Genomic DNA, 12659 nt, shown 5'->3' with positions numbered 1-12659 from the left:
CTCTACTGCTGTACGGCGAAGGTCAGTTGTGACCAAAACGGCGCTGGTGCTTACGGGCGACGTCGCGCGGGGTCGCGTCCACGGACTGAGCCGACGTCTGGGCCTCCATCGCCGACCGCTCGGCGTCCTGGCGGCTGCGCTCGGCGGACTGAGCGCCCTTCTGCTGCTGATTGCGGTCGCGATTCTTGTTCTTGGCCATGACCGTGCCTCCTGAAGGGGATCCTGGGATCGGGGCCGTGACCAGGCTTACACGGACCGTTGATGCGCGCATTTCGGGCAATTACCGTGCGTAATGCGCCGTGTCGCGTGCGGTGTTCGCCCTGGATGCCGAATCCGCCACGCCGATGATCGAGTTCGGGCAGTTAACCCCCGCGCGGTCGGGCAGACTCGAAGGTAAAGCGGGAGGAAACCTCGTGCCACAGGCCGAGCCGGGGGGCGTCCGACTTCAGCACCTCAGGGAAGAGGGTGGAACGTGGATCGCTGCGTCGTCCTGGTGGACGCCGGATACTTGCTGGGCGCCGCCGCGAGCCTGCTCGCCGGAGAGCCCACCCGGTCCCGGATCACCGTTGATCACGCCGCCCTCATCCAGGGTCTGCGGCAGCGCGCCGAAGCCGACACCGAACGGCCGCTGCTGCGCATCTACTGGTTCGACGGCGCGCCCGACCGCGTACCGCAGCCCGAGCACCGCCGGCTGCGCGTCATGCCCCGGGTCACCGTCCGGCTCGGCGCGCTGACCCGCAGTGACGGCCGCTGGGCGCAGAAAGGCGTCGACGCCGCGATGCACGCGGAGTTGACCGAACTGGCCCGTAACCGCGCCTGCTCCGACATCGTCCTGGTCACCGGCGACGGTGACCTGCTGCCCGGCCTGATGTCGGCCAAGGAGCACGGCGTCGCCGTACACCTGTGGGCCGTGCAGGCCGCCGACGGCGACTACAACCAGTCGGAGGACCTCGTCGCCGAGGCCGACGAGCGGCGGGTGCTCGACCGCGCGTGGATCACCCGCGCCGTACGGCTGAAGGAGCTCGGCGGCCCCTGCGCGCCGCCGCCCGCACCGCGCCCCGAGATCGCCGCCATCCTCTCGGCGCCGCTGCCCGAGTCCGCCGTCGCGGCCGCCGCGGCCGCGGCCTCCGCCGCACACGACGCGGAACGGACCGCCGCCCGGGAACGCAACGGCGCGAACGGCGCGGCACGGCCGGCGGCCGCCCCCGCGGAGCGGACCGGCCCCGCGGACGCCTGCGACCGGCCGGGGCCCGCCGCCGAGCGGGACGGCGAAGGCGGCACGGCGGGCGGCCGGGGCACGCCGGTCCCCACCCCGAAGGACCTCGCCGACCTGAACCGCGGCCCCGGCGCCGGACCGGGCGGCTCCGCCCCGGCGCCCGTGCCCAGCGCGACGCTGCGCTGGTCCTCGGACAAGGGCTGGGTCGAGCGCGGCGGTCCGGTCGGCGAACCGCCCGAGACCGCCTCGCTCCCGACCCTGGCCCAGCTCACCAGCGCCGAGCAGCGCTGGGCCGACCGGGAGGAGGACATCACGGCCGTCAGCGGCGACCCCTTCGAAGTGGGCCAGGTCTTCGCCCGCCGCTGGACGGAACGGCTCTCCGACACGGCCCACCTCCAGCAGATCTCCACGGAGTATCCCCGCATCCCGCACCGCATCGACGGCGAACTTCTCCGCTATGCCGCCCGCTTCGGCCTGCTCGCCCACAAGGACGACCAGATCGACGAACACGACCGCTATGCGATTCGCGCCGGATTCTGGCGCGAAGTCGACCTTCGGACGGCGGCGTCGCACGTGCCGGTGGGGGAGTAGGAACGGCCCCGGTGGGGGCGGACCGGGTACGGGAGCCCCGCGCGTCGCCCGGCCCTGACCGGTGGGGGCGGGCGCCGGTCACCCGGGTGGGCGCCTCACCCGGTGGCGAGGCCCGCGTCCCGGTGACGGAGGCGGCAGCCGCTGCCCGGCGGGCGGCGGCGCGCTCCTGACCGCCGGGCGGAGCGGCGGGCCGCGGCCGCCGCGAGCAGGGGGTGCGGGCAGTCGCGGCCCCGGCAGCGCGTACGCTCGTTGCTCGTGAGGATGGGTGCGAAGCGGGTGGAGTGCGGCGAGCCGGTGTGTGCCGTGCGCGACCTGGTCAAGACGTACCCCGCGGTACGCGGGCGGCGGGGAGCGGCGGGGGCACCGGCCGTACGGGCCAGTGACGGGATCAGTCTGGACGTGCGCCAAGGGGAGATCTTCGGGCTGCTCGGGCCGAACGGAGCCGGCAAGTCGACGCTGGTCCGCCAGCTCACCGGGCTGCTGCGTCCCGACTCCGGCCGTGTCACCGTGCTGGGCCACGACCTCGTCCGCCATCCGGAGCGCGCCGCCCGCCTGCTCGGCTACCTGGGCCAGGAGTCCAGCGCCCTGGACGAGATGACGGTCGCCCTCGCCGTGGAGACCACCGGCCGGCTGCGCGGCCTGCCGGCCCGGGAGGCCCGAGCCGAGCGCGACGCCGTCGTCGAGGAGCTGGGGCTCGGCGACCTCGCCGGGCGCCCGCTCAAGCGGCTCTCCGGGGGCCAGCGCCGCCTCGCGTGCTTCGCCGCCGTCCTGGTCGGCGAACGGCCGCTGCTGGTCCTGGACGAGCCGACCACCGGCATGGACCCGGTGGCGCGCCGCGCCGTGTGGGCCGCCGTGGACCGGCGCCGGGCGGAACGCGGCGCCACCGTGCTGCTCGTCACCCACAACGTCATCGAGGCGGAGAGCGTCCTGGACCGGGTCGCGGTGATCGACCGCGGCAAGGTCATCGCCTGCGACACGCCCGGCGGGCTGAAGGACCTGGTGGGCGAAGAGGTCCGGCTGGAGCTGGTGTGGCGGGAGCGGGCGCCGCTGGACGTGCCCGAGGTGGCCGCCCTGGGCGAGGCCGCGCGGACCAACGGACGGCGCTGGACCCTGAGACTGGCCCCGGACCGGGCGCGGGAGGCGGTGGCCGCCGTGACGGCCGGCCCGGCCTTCGCCGCGCTGGACGACTTCACGCTCGCGACGCCGAGCCTGGAAGATGTGTATCTCGCGCTGGGGGGCCGTACGGAGGAAGGCTTGGTGAAGGCGTGAGCGTGGTTCCCGCGGAGGCGCAGGCGAAGGCGGCGGAGCAGGCGGAGACGGAGGCTCGGACGGTGGGACCGGCCGCGGCCGGGCCTGCCGCCGGACCGGAGAGCGCCGCCGGGCCGCGCCCGGACCCGGACGTCCCGGCCGCCGCGCCCCTGGCGCCCGCCGCCCGTCTGCTGCCCGCTCTCGCCGCCGTGTACCGGGCCCAGTTGTCCCGGGCCCGGGTGGCGCGGATTCCGCTGCTGTTCGTGGCCACCTTCCAGTCCGTCGGGATCATGGTCCTGATGCGCGGAGTGGTCGACGGCGGCGACGCCGCGCGGGCCGTCGTCGCCGGCTCCAGCGTGCTGGTCGTGGCGTTCGTGGCGCTGAACCTGCTGGCCCAGTACTTCGGGCAGCTCCGCGCCAGCGGCGGGCTCGACCACTACGCCACGCTGCCGGTGCCGCCCGCCGCCGTGGTGCTCGGCGCGGCCGCCGCGTACGCCTCGTTCACCGCGCCGGGGACCGTGGTCACGGCCGTGACCGGCTGTCTGCTGTTCCAGCTTCCGATGACGAACCTGTGGGTGCTGATCGCGGTGATCCCGCTGGCCGGAGCGGCCCTAGCCGGGCTCGGCGCGGCGCTGGGCCTGCTCGCGCCGCGACCGGAACTGGCCACCCTATGCGGCCAGTTGGGCATGTCCGCGGCCCTGCTGCTGGGCGTGCTGCCGGCCGCCCGGCTGCCCGTACCGATCTCGTACGCGCGGGACCTGCTGCCGTCGACGTACGGCGTCGAGGCCCTGGCCCGCGGGTTCGACGCCCGACCCGACTGGCTGGCGGTCCTCACGGACCTGGGGGTCTGCGCGGCGGTCGGCGTCCTGTCGCTGGCCGTGGCGACGTGGGCGTACCGCCGGGCGGCCGTACGGTGACGGACCCGGCGGACGGCCCGGCGGGGCGCGGGGCCTCCGCAGGCCCCCCGGGCGGTGCCGGGCAGACCGGCCGGAACCGGCCGCTCGGCCGTCCTGCCGACAGCGGCACCGTGCCCACCTGGCACGATGACAGGGTGACCGCACCGCAGACGCCGCAGCCGCACGAGAACCAGCCGCACGACAACCGGGCGACCGAGCAGACGTACAACCCCTGGGCCAGTCCGTCCGGGGCGACGTCCGACCATCCGACCTCCGGGGGGTCCGCCGTGCAGGACCGGGCCGAGTTCCGCCGTGAACTGTTCGAGACCGCGCTGATCGCGCTCGTGGTGACGGTGTGCGGTGTGCTGCTGGGCGCCCTGTGGGCGTGGCTGGCACCGCGCGTCCCGCTGATCGCGGACGGCAGTGGCAACGTCTACCTCCAGAACGTCGAGGGCGAGGAGGCCATCGGCGGGGACGGCACGTTCATCCTGCTGGCCCTCGGCTTCGGGGTGGTGTGCGCGGCGGGCGCGTTCCTCTTCCGCCGGGGCGGGGGCATCCCGCTGGTGGTGGCGCTGGTGGTGGGCGGACTGCTCGGCTCCGTGGCAGCCTGGCGGTTCGGTATCTGGCTGGGCCCGACGTCGGACCTGGCTGAGCTCGCGGCGGAGGTCCGCAAGGGCGTCCCGTTCGACGCGCCGCTGCGCCTCCAGGCCAAGGGCGCGCTGATCGCCTGGCCGGCCGGCGCCATGATCGCGCATCTGCTCCTGACCGGCCTCTTCGGCCCCCGCGACCCGGAGCCGCCGCAGCCGGAGTGGTACCCCGGAGGGCAGCAGAGCCCGCAGGCCCCGCCGCCTTCGGACAGCTGACAGCCGGCGGCTGACGGGGTCCCGTCGCGCGTCGGGTCCGTCCGCTCGCTCAGGCGGGCCGACGGCCGTGGTTGGCCTTGCCCTTCTTGATGCGCCACTTCCGCTTACGGGTCTTCTTCGACATGGGCGAACCTCCTCCACGGGTCGTAGCGGAGGACGGGGCAGGCGTAAAGGCCCGGCGTCGTGACGGGCGGGGCGTACGGGGCACATCCGGCCGCGCGCGGCACGGCGTACGGCGCGTGGAGCGCTTCCCGGCACCCCGGCGCACGCGGAGCGCGCGCACCTGGCAGAGCCGCGCCCTCGCCCTCGGCCGCCCTCGGCCGCGTGCGGACTCAGTCGCGCGCGATGTCCGCGAGCGTCGCCTCCGTGAGCTGCTGGAGGTCGGCGGGGGACAGCTCGACCTCCAGGCCGCGGCGCCCGGCCGACACGCACACCGTCCCGTGCGCGGCCGCCGACGCGTCGAGCACCGTACGCAGGCGCTTGCGCTGGCCGAGCGGGGAGATACCACCGCGTACGTAGCCGGTGCTGCGTTCCGCGGCGGCCGGGTCGGCCATCGCGGCGCGCTTGCCGCCGGCCGCGGCGGCCAGGGCCTTGAGGTCCAGGGAGCCGGAGACCGGTACGACGGCGACCGTCAGCGCGCCGTCCACCTCGGCGAGGAGCGTCTTGAAGACCTGGTCGGGGGAGACCCCGAGCGCCTCGGCGGCCTCCTCGCCGTACGAGGCGGCGGCCGGGTCGTGCTCGTACGCGTGGAGGGTGAAGTCGACGCCCGCCTCGGTGAGGGCGACCGTCGCCGGGGTGCCGCCGGCCGGCTGCTTCCCGTTCTTCGGCTGCTTGGTCCGCTTCGGCTTCTTGGACATGGTCGTCGCGCCTCGGCTCGCTCGTAAGGTCGTCGGTACGGGGACGGGTGCGGGGGTGGAGGCAGGGGCGATGCCCCCGCGCTCAGTTGGGGCTGGTCGGGTGGCGGGTCAGGTCCACCGCGGGCAGCGACGGGAGCTTACCGATCACCGCGGTCTCCTGGCGAAGGAGTTTCAGCTCCTGGGTGAGCCGGGCCGCCACGTCCGGCGCCTCCAGGAGCCGCTGCTTGGCCGGGATGTCGAGCACGGCGGCGGCCGCCACCAGGTACGACAGCACCGACGGCTCGCCGGGCAGGTCCTGGCCGCCGGCGAGGGTACGCTCGTTCGCCCAGGCCAGCCGCTTCTGGTAGGTGCGGAAGGCCCGTACGACACCGGAGGCCAGCGCTCCGGCGCCCTCGCCCTCGCTCTCCGCCAGCTCCTCCACCTCGCCCATCAGGTACGGGCCCGAGGCGTCCACCGACAGCAGCGTGAAGCGGGTGGTGCCGGTGGCCAGCACCTCGTACCCGGAGGCTTCGGCCCCGGCGCCGGGGGAGAGCGCCGCGTCCGCGGCGGCCTCGGCACCCTCGTCGGAGGCGAGGGCCGAACCGGGGGCGCCGCTCTTCTCCCGGATGGTGGCCGCGTCGGCCACGCACCCCACGGTGTGGAAGGCGCTGATCGGGTCGGGGCCGAAACCGGCGCCGGGACCGCCGGCGGGCAGCGCGGTGCTGTCCGGCAGGCCGGGGGCGGAGGGCGCCACCTCGCGGCCGTCGCGGATCGCGACGACCCCGAAACGACGTTCGTCTTCGGGCAGGGCGAGGAGGTCGCGCATCATCGCCCGGTACCGCGCCTCGAAGACGTTGAGCGGGAGGACGAGTCCCGGGAACAACACCGAGTTCAGCGGGAAGAGCGGTAGGCGCACGGAGGTCACAGCCCGTAAGCCTAGAGCCTGTGGAGACGGGAGTGGTTCGCGGCCCGCGATCCGGGACGCGCGGGGAAGGGGCGAGCGGCCCCTCTTCCGGCGGCGTACGGCCCGGACCGGCCCCGCGTAGGTGTTCCGGAGCCCGGCCCGATCCGCGCGCCCCCGCGCACTCCCGCGCCCGCCGTGCCGCGCCCGCCGTGCCGCGCCCGCCGTGCCGCGCCCGCCGTGCCGCGCTCGCCGCGGCGCCCCGCCGCAGCCCCCGGCTACTGCCGCCGCAGCAGCCGCGACGCGCCCGCCGCGACCGTCGTCGCCAGGACCCACCCGGCCAGGATCATGACCGCGGCGACCCACTGGGAGCCGCCGTCCGGTTTCCACGACGAGCCCTGGTAGAGATCGATCACCGGCAGCAGCAGGTCGAGGGAGTAGAGGTACGGATTCCAGGGCGGCGCCTCGCCGGGCTTGAGGGCCGGGGGCGGGGACTGGGCGAAGTACACCGTGCCGAGGGCCCACAGGATCACCATCCACACCGCGGCCCGCCCGGGCCGGTAGCCGTACGCCACCGTCCAGTCCTGGAGGAACCCCCACAGCTTGGCGGCCATCGGCAGGGTCTCGCGCCGCCGTCGCTGCTTGGCGAGCAGTACCTCGCGGGCGTCGGAGTCCTCGCCGCTGCCGCGCAGGGCGGTGGCGAGCATCTCGTAGGGCTCCGGCGCGTACTCCGGCGTGGCGGCGGCCACCCACTCCAGCCGCCGGGACAGCGGGAAGTGGCCGCGCGGGATGAGCGTCTCGTAGTTGAAGCCCGCCATCCACAGGCCGCCGAGGCCGGGCCAGCTCGCCGCCTTGTCGACCAGGTTGACGACCCGCGCGCCGGAGAGGATGACCCGCCCGCGCTGCGGCCGCTCGCCCAGGAAGCGCAGCTCCGGCGTCTGGATGCGGCGCAACGACAGCTCCTGGTCGGCCTCCATGATGAAGCGGGCCTGTTCGAAGTCGACGGCGTCGCCGAACCGCCCGTCGTCCAGCCGCATGCCGCCCTCGCACTCGAAGCGCTGCATACGGGTGCCGCGGGTGGGGGTGTGGGCGATGCCGTACGGGGGCGTGGCGGTGGTGCTGGAGAACGGCGAGCTGGCCAGGCCGGCGCCGGTCAGGTACAGGGTGCGCTCGACCGTCATCTGAGGGGCGTTCAGGGCGCGCCGACCGTACGGGTTGCTCAGCCGGCTGCCGCGCAGGCTCAGCGACACGCCGATCGTCGCGCCGCGCAGCGACAGCTCACCGTAGGACTCCATCATCTCGGCCTGGAGGTCCTGGGCGACGGTGAGCCCGTCCGCCATCACGGAGCGGCCCTGCCGGTCCTTGTGCACCACGGTCTGGTTGAGCAGCAGGTCCGTACCGATGTGCGCGTCCGTCAGGCGGATGCCGGAGCGGACGACGCAGCGCGGCAGGTGCAGGTCGCCTTCGGTGTGCAGCCGGGCGGCCTCGACCCGGGGGATGGCGCAGCCGACCATCCGCAGGGTGGTGAAGCGGCTCTCCGGCAGGACGACCTCGTTCTGGAAGCGGCAGTCGCGCAGCTCCACGAATGGCTTGATCGTGCCGCCCGCGAGGTCGAGAGTGTCGGTGATGTACGCACCGGCCAGTTTCAGCGCGGAGACCCGTCCGGGCTGCGCGGGCGGCCCTTCCAGGAGCAGGAGCGCGACGATCCGGGCGCGCACCCGCCGCTCCGGGCCCCACCGGAACTGCCCGTGCGGGTCGTCCCTGGCCGGGTCGCCGGTGCGCAGGTCGCAGGTGCTGCCGTTGCGGAACGCCTGCCACAGGCTCCACTCGGCAGGGTTCAGCATCAGGGCCGCGGGTGCGTCGCCCTCCTCCGGCGTGGCCACCGTGCCTTCCCCCTTTCCCCGCTCCCCCGAGCGGGTCCGTACGGTCCCGCGTGTGCGGGGCCCGCGTCCAACCGTTTGTGCACGCCGCCGGCCCGCTGAGGCGTGCCGCCGTACGGGCCGGACCGGCCCCGGGGGCCGCTTCCGCGACCTGTCCCCCGCGCGTCCGCCCCGTCACTCCCTGCGCCCGTACGCCCGTACGAACCCCATGCCCGCTACGTGACCGCCTGAACACGCGCGGTGAGGTTCACTTCGAGACGGTCCTGCGGACGGCTGTGAGGCCCAGCCCCGGCCCGGTCCCGGTGCCGTGCGTCACCGACTGAGCTGTGTATCACCGGCTGATACGGGCGCTCGGCCCCGGGAACGGGTCTGAGACACTGGAGGGGTGATCTCCCGAATCGATCTGCGCGGTGCCGCCCTCCCCGAGGGCGGCGCCCTGCGCGACCTGCTGCCCCGTGCCGAGTTCGACGTGGAAGCCGCCCTGGAGAAGGTGCGGCCCATCTGCGAGGACGTGCGCCATCGTGGGACGGCCGCGCTGATCGAGTACGCCCATCGGTTCGACGGGGTCGCCATCGAGCGGGTACACGTGCCCGCCGAGGCGCTGGAGCGGGCGCTCGCGGAGCTGGACCCGGCCGTCCGGGCCGCCCTGGAGGAGTCGATCCGGCGCGCCCGGATCGTCCACCGTGAGCAGCGCCGCACGGACGTCACCACCAAGGTCGTCCCCGGTGGCACGGTCACCGAGCGCTGGGTCCCGGTCGAGCGCGTCGGCCTGTATGTACCCGGTGGCCTGGCGGTTTACCCGTCCTCCGTCGTCATGAACGTGGTTCCGGCGCAGGAGGCGGGCGTCGAAGGCGTCGCCGTCACCTCCCCGCCGCAGGCGGAGTTCGGCGGCCTGCCGCACCCGACGATCCTCGCCGCCTGCGCCCTGCTCGGCGTGGACGAGGTGTACGCGGCCGGCGGCGCCCAGGCGATCGCCATGTTCGCGTACGGCACCGAGGAGTGCCGCCCGGTCAACCTGGTCACCGGCCCCGGCAACATCTACGTCGCCGCCGCCAAGCGCCTGCTCAAGGGCCGCATCGGCATCGACGCGGAGGCCGGCCCCACCGAGATCGCGGTCCTCGCGGACGCCACCGCCGACGCCGCGCACGTCGCCGCCGACCTGATCAGCCAGGCCGAGCACGACACGCTGGCCGCCGCCGTCCTGGTCACCGACTCGGCCGAACTGGCCGCCGCCGTCGAGACCGAGCTGAAGACCCAGGTGGCCGCGACGAAGCACACCGAGCGGATCAGCACCGCGCTGGGCGGGCGGCAGTCCGCGATCGTGCTGGTGGACGGCGTGGACGAGGGCCTGAAGGTCGTCGACGCGTACGGCGCCGAGCACCTGGAGATCCAGACCGCCGACGCGTCCGCGGTCGCCGCCCGGGTGCGCAACGCCGGCGCGATCTTCGTCGGCCCGTACGCGCCCGTCTCGCTCGGTGACTACTGCGCCGGCTCCAACCACGTCCTGCCCACCGGCGGCTGCGCCTGCCACTCCTCGGGCCTGTCCGTCCAGTCGTTCCTGCGCGGCATCCACGTCGTGGACTACAGCCGTGACGCGCTGGCCGAGGTCGCCCACCATGTGGTGACCCTCGCCGAGGCCGAGGACCTCCCGGCCCACGGCGCCGCGCTGAAGGCCAGGTTCGCCTGGAAGATCCCGCAGGGCAAGTGAGCGAGCACGTGACGAAGATCGACGACCTCCCCATCCGGGACGAGCTGCGCGGCAAGTCCCCCTACGGCGCGCCGCAGCTTGACGTCCCCGTCCGCCTGAACACCAACGAGAACCCGTACCCGCTGCCCGAGCCGCTGGTGCGACGGATCGCCGAGCGGGTCACCGAGGCGGCCCGCGAGCTGAACCGCTACCCCGACCGGGACGCGGTCGAGCTGCGCACCGAACTGGCCGCCTACCTGACGCGCACCGGCGGCCACGAGGTCACCGCGGCCCACGTCTGGGCCGCCAACGGCTCCAACGAGGTCATCCAGCAGTTGCTCCAGACCTTCGGCGGGCCGGGCCGCACCGCCATCGGCTTCGAGCCGTCGTACTCCATGCACGGCCTGATCTCGCGCGGCACCGGCACCGGCTGGATCTCCGGGCCGCGCAACGACGACTTCACCATCGACGTCGAGGCGGCCGTGGCGGCCATCGGCGAGCAGCGGCCCGACGTGGTCTTCGTCTGCTCGCCCAACAACCCCACCGGCACCGCCGTCGCCGCCGAAACGGTTCTCGCGCTGTACGAGGCCGCGCAGGCCGCCCGCGCGGACACCGGCGGCGCGCTGGTCGTCGTGGACGAGGCGTACGGCGAGTTCAGCCACCGCCCCTCGCTGCTCCCGCTGATCGAGGGCCGCCCCAACCTGGTCGTCTCGCGCACCATGTCCAAGGCGTTCGGCGCCGCCGGGCTGCGCCTGGGCTACCTGGCCGCCGACCCGGCCGTGGTCGACGCCGTCCAGCTCGTCCGCCTGCCGTACCACCTCTCGTCCGTCACCCAGGCCACCGCGCTGGCCGCCCTGGAGCACACCGACACGCTCCTGAAGTACGTCGAAGAGCTCAAGGCGGAGCGCGACCGGCTGGTGGACGAGCTGCGCGCGGCCGGCTGCCAGGTGGTCGACTCCGACGCCAACTTCGTGCAGTTCGGCAGGTTCGACGACCAGCACGCGGCCTGGCAGGCCATCCTCGACCAGGGCGTCCTGGTCCGTGACAACGGCGTACCGGGCTGGCTGCGGGTCACCGCGGGAACCCCCGCCGAGAACGACGCGTTCCTCGACGCGGTCCGTGCAGTACTGAAGGAGAACCGATGAACCGCGTTGGGCGCGTGGAGCGCACCACGAAGGAGACCTCGGTGCTGGTCGAGATCGATCTCGACGGCACCGGCCAGGTGGACGTGTCGACAGGCGTCGGCTTCTACGACCACATGCTCGACCAGCTCGGCCGGCACGGCCTCTTCGACCTCAAGGTCAAGACCGACGGCGACCTGCACATCGACACCCACCACACCATCGAGGACACCGCCCTCGCGCTGGGTGCCGCCTTCAAGCAGGCCCTCGGCGACAAGGTCGGCATCTACCGCTTCGGCAACTGCACCGTCCCGCTGGACGAGTCGCTGGCCCAGGTGACCGTCGACCTCTCGGGCCGCCCCTACCTGGTGCACACCGAGCCGGAGAACATCGCGCCGATGATCGGCACGTACGACACGACGATGACCCGGCACATCCTGGAGTCCTTCGTCGCGCAGGCGCAGATCGCCCTGCACGTCCACGTCCCGTACGGGCGCAACGCCCACCACATCGTGGAGTGCCAGTTCAAGGCGCTGGCCCGCGCGCTGCGCTACGCCAGCGAGCGCGACCCGCGCGCCGCCGGCATCCTCCCGTCCACCAAGGGAGCGCTGTGAACGGCCTGTCCACCGTCTTCATCGTCCTCGGCCTCTTCCTGCTCGGCGGGCTCTACTCCTTCTGGAAGCAGGGGATGGGCAAGAGCGTGCTCGTCCTGCTGGGCATCGGCTCGGCCATGTGCCTGGTCGCCGGCATCCTCCGCCTGGAGGTCTGGAATTGAGTGCCGCACCCGCCAAGAAGGTCGTCGTCTTCGACTACGGCTTCGGCAACGTCCGCTCCGCCGAGCGCGCCCTCGCCCACGTCGGCGCGGACGTGGAGATCACCGGTGACTACGACAAGGCGATGAACGCCGACGGTCTGCTGGTCCCCGGCGTCGGCGCCTTCGCCGCCTGCATGAAGGGCCTGCGCGAGGCCCGCGGCGACTGGGTCATCGGCCGCCGGCTGTCCGGCGGACGTCCGGTCATGGGCATCTGCGTCGGTATGCAGATCCTCTTCTCCCGCGGCATCGAGCACGGCGTGGAGACCGAGGGCCTGGACGAGTGGCCCGGCACGGTCGGCCCGCTCAAGGCCGACGTCGTGCCGCACATGGGCTGGAACACCGTACGGGCACCGGAGGGCACGCGGCTCTTCGACGGCCTGCCCGCCGACGCCCGCTACTACTTCGTGCACTCCTACGCCGTACGCGAATGGGAGCTGGAAGTCGGCAATCCCAACATGCGCGCGCCCCAGGTCACCTGGGCCACGCACGGCGAGCCGTTCGTGGCCGCCGTCGAGAACGGCCCGCTGTGGGCCACCCAGTTCCACCCCGAGAAGTCCGGCGACGCCGGCGCCCAGCTGCTGTCCAACTGGACCAAGACCCTCTAGG

The 12659-nt window shown here is 74.0% G+C and carries 13 protein-coding genes; 9 read left to right on the top strand and 4 right to left on the bottom strand.

The features are described from left to right. Positions 1-22: 22 nt before the first annotated feature. Positions 23-199, bottom strand: a complete 177-nt coding sequence (locus tag AB0A97_RS01435) for a hypothetical protein (RefSeq protein ID WP_361142862.1) — start codon at positions 197-199, stop codon at positions 23-25. A 273-nt stretch (positions 200-472) separates the two neighbouring features. Here AB0A97_RS01435 and AB0A97_RS01430 point away from each other — a divergent pair, with 273 nt between their 5' ends. The 4 genes from AB0A97_RS01430 (at position 473) to AB0A97_RS01415 (ending at position 4814) form a co-directional block, all read left to right on the top strand. Then, on the top strand, positions 473-1807 hold the full coding sequence (locus AB0A97_RS01430) for an NYN domain-containing protein (RefSeq protein WP_361142860.1): 1335 nt from the start codon (positions 473-475) through the stop codon (positions 1805-1807). A gap of 261 nt (positions 1808-2068) precedes the next feature. Further along, positions 2069-3076, top strand: coding sequence for an ABC transporter ATP-binding protein (locus AB0A97_RS01425; RefSeq protein WP_361145133.1), 1008 nt, complete (start codon positions 2069-2071; stop codon positions 3074-3076). A gap of 149 nt (positions 3077-3225) precedes the next feature. Beyond that, positions 3226-3972 (top strand): ABC transporter permease, encoded by a 747-nt coding sequence (locus AB0A97_RS01420; protein ID WP_361145130.1) that lies wholly within the window; start codon positions 3226-3228, stop codon positions 3970-3972. 134 nt (positions 3973-4106) lie between these two features. Then, the gene (locus AB0A97_RS01415; protein WP_361142857.1) at positions 4107-4814 is read left to right on the top strand and encodes an ABC transporter permease; all 708 of its coding nucleotides are present in this window, start codon (positions 4107-4109) and stop codon (positions 4812-4814) included. A 332-nt stretch (positions 4815-5146) separates the two neighbouring features. Here AB0A97_RS01415 and ybaK read toward each other — a convergent pair whose 3' ends face one another. The 3 genes from ybaK to AB0A97_RS01400 form a co-directional block, all read right to left on the bottom strand. Further along, on the bottom strand, positions 5147-5671 hold the full coding sequence (gene ybaK / locus AB0A97_RS01410; protein ID WP_361142854.1) for a Cys-tRNA(Pro) deacylase: 525 nt from the start codon (positions 5669-5671) through the stop codon (positions 5147-5149). An 82-nt stretch (positions 5672-5753) separates the two neighbouring features. Next, positions 5754-6575: an LON peptidase substrate-binding domain-containing protein gene (locus AB0A97_RS01405; RefSeq protein ID WP_361142851.1), complete on the bottom strand. Its 822-nt coding sequence runs from the start codon at positions 6573-6575 to the stop codon at positions 5754-5756. Positions 6576-6829: 254 nt separating this feature from the next. Continuing rightward, positions 6830-8434, bottom strand: a complete 1605-nt coding sequence (locus AB0A97_RS01400) for an oxidoreductase (protein ID WP_361142848.1) — start codon at positions 8432-8434, stop codon at positions 6830-6832. Positions 8435-8816: 382 nt separating this feature from the next. On the opposite strand from AB0A97_RS01400, the gene hisD reads away from it, so the two are divergent. The 5 genes from hisD to hisH are packed head-to-tail and all read left to right on the top strand — an operon-like array spanning position 8817 to position 12658. Further along, positions 8817-10139, top strand: coding sequence for a histidinol dehydrogenase (hisD, locus tag AB0A97_RS01395; protein ID WP_361142845.1), 1323 nt, complete (start codon positions 8817-8819; stop codon positions 10137-10139). Between the two features lie 8 nt (positions 10140-10147). Then, the gene (locus AB0A97_RS01390; protein WP_361142842.1) at positions 10148-11263 is read left to right on the top strand and encodes a histidinol-phosphate transaminase; all 1116 of its coding nucleotides are present in this window, start codon (positions 10148-10150) and stop codon (positions 11261-11263) included. Beyond that, on the top strand, positions 11260-11853 hold the full coding sequence (gene hisB / locus AB0A97_RS01385; protein WP_003984418.1) for an imidazoleglycerol-phosphate dehydratase HisB: 594 nt from the start codon (positions 11260-11262) through the stop codon (positions 11851-11853). Before AB0A97_RS01390 ends, hisB begins: the two co-directional genes overlap by 4 nt. After that, complete coding sequence (locus tag AB0A97_RS01380; protein ID WP_199930901.1) at positions 11850-12014, top strand: hypothetical protein; 165 nt, start codon at positions 11850-11852, stop codon at positions 12012-12014. The genes hisB and AB0A97_RS01380 overlap by 4 nt, the downstream gene beginning before the upstream one ends. Beyond that, a complete protein-coding gene (gene hisH / locus AB0A97_RS01375; protein ID WP_361142838.1) occupies positions 12011-12658 on the top strand; it encodes an imidazole glycerol phosphate synthase subunit HisH in 648 nt (215 codons plus the stop codon). The genes AB0A97_RS01380 and hisH overlap by 4 nt, the downstream gene beginning before the upstream one ends. Position 12659 lies beyond the last annotated feature (1 nt).

It is taken from the genome of Streptomyces sp. NPDC045470, from assembly GCF_040646595.1.
Lineage (GTDB): Bacteria > Actinomycetota > Actinomycetes > Streptomycetales > Streptomycetaceae > Streptomyces.
Note: the sequence above shows the minus strand (reverse complement) of the source record. Positions and strands in the feature narration are given on the sequence as shown.

What these genes read in the sequence shown, in the direction of transcription:
- AB0A97_RS01425 (WP_361145133.1), top strand. Translation starts at nt 2,069, where the DNA reads ATGGGTGCGAAGCGGGTGGAGTGCGGCGAGCCGGTGTGTGCCGTGCGC.
- hisB (WP_003984418.1), top strand. Translation starts at nt 11,260, where the DNA reads ATGAACCGCGTTGGGCGCGTGGAGCGCACCACGAAGGAGACCTCGGTG.
- AB0A97_RS01435 (WP_361142862.1), bottom strand. Translation starts at nt 199, where the DNA reads ATGGCCAAGAACAAGAATCGCGACCGCAATCAGCAGCAGAAGGGCGCT.
- ybaK (WP_361142854.1), bottom strand. Translation starts at nt 5,671, where the DNA reads ATGTCCAAGAAGCCGAAGCGGACCAAGCAGCCGAAGAACGGGAAGCAG.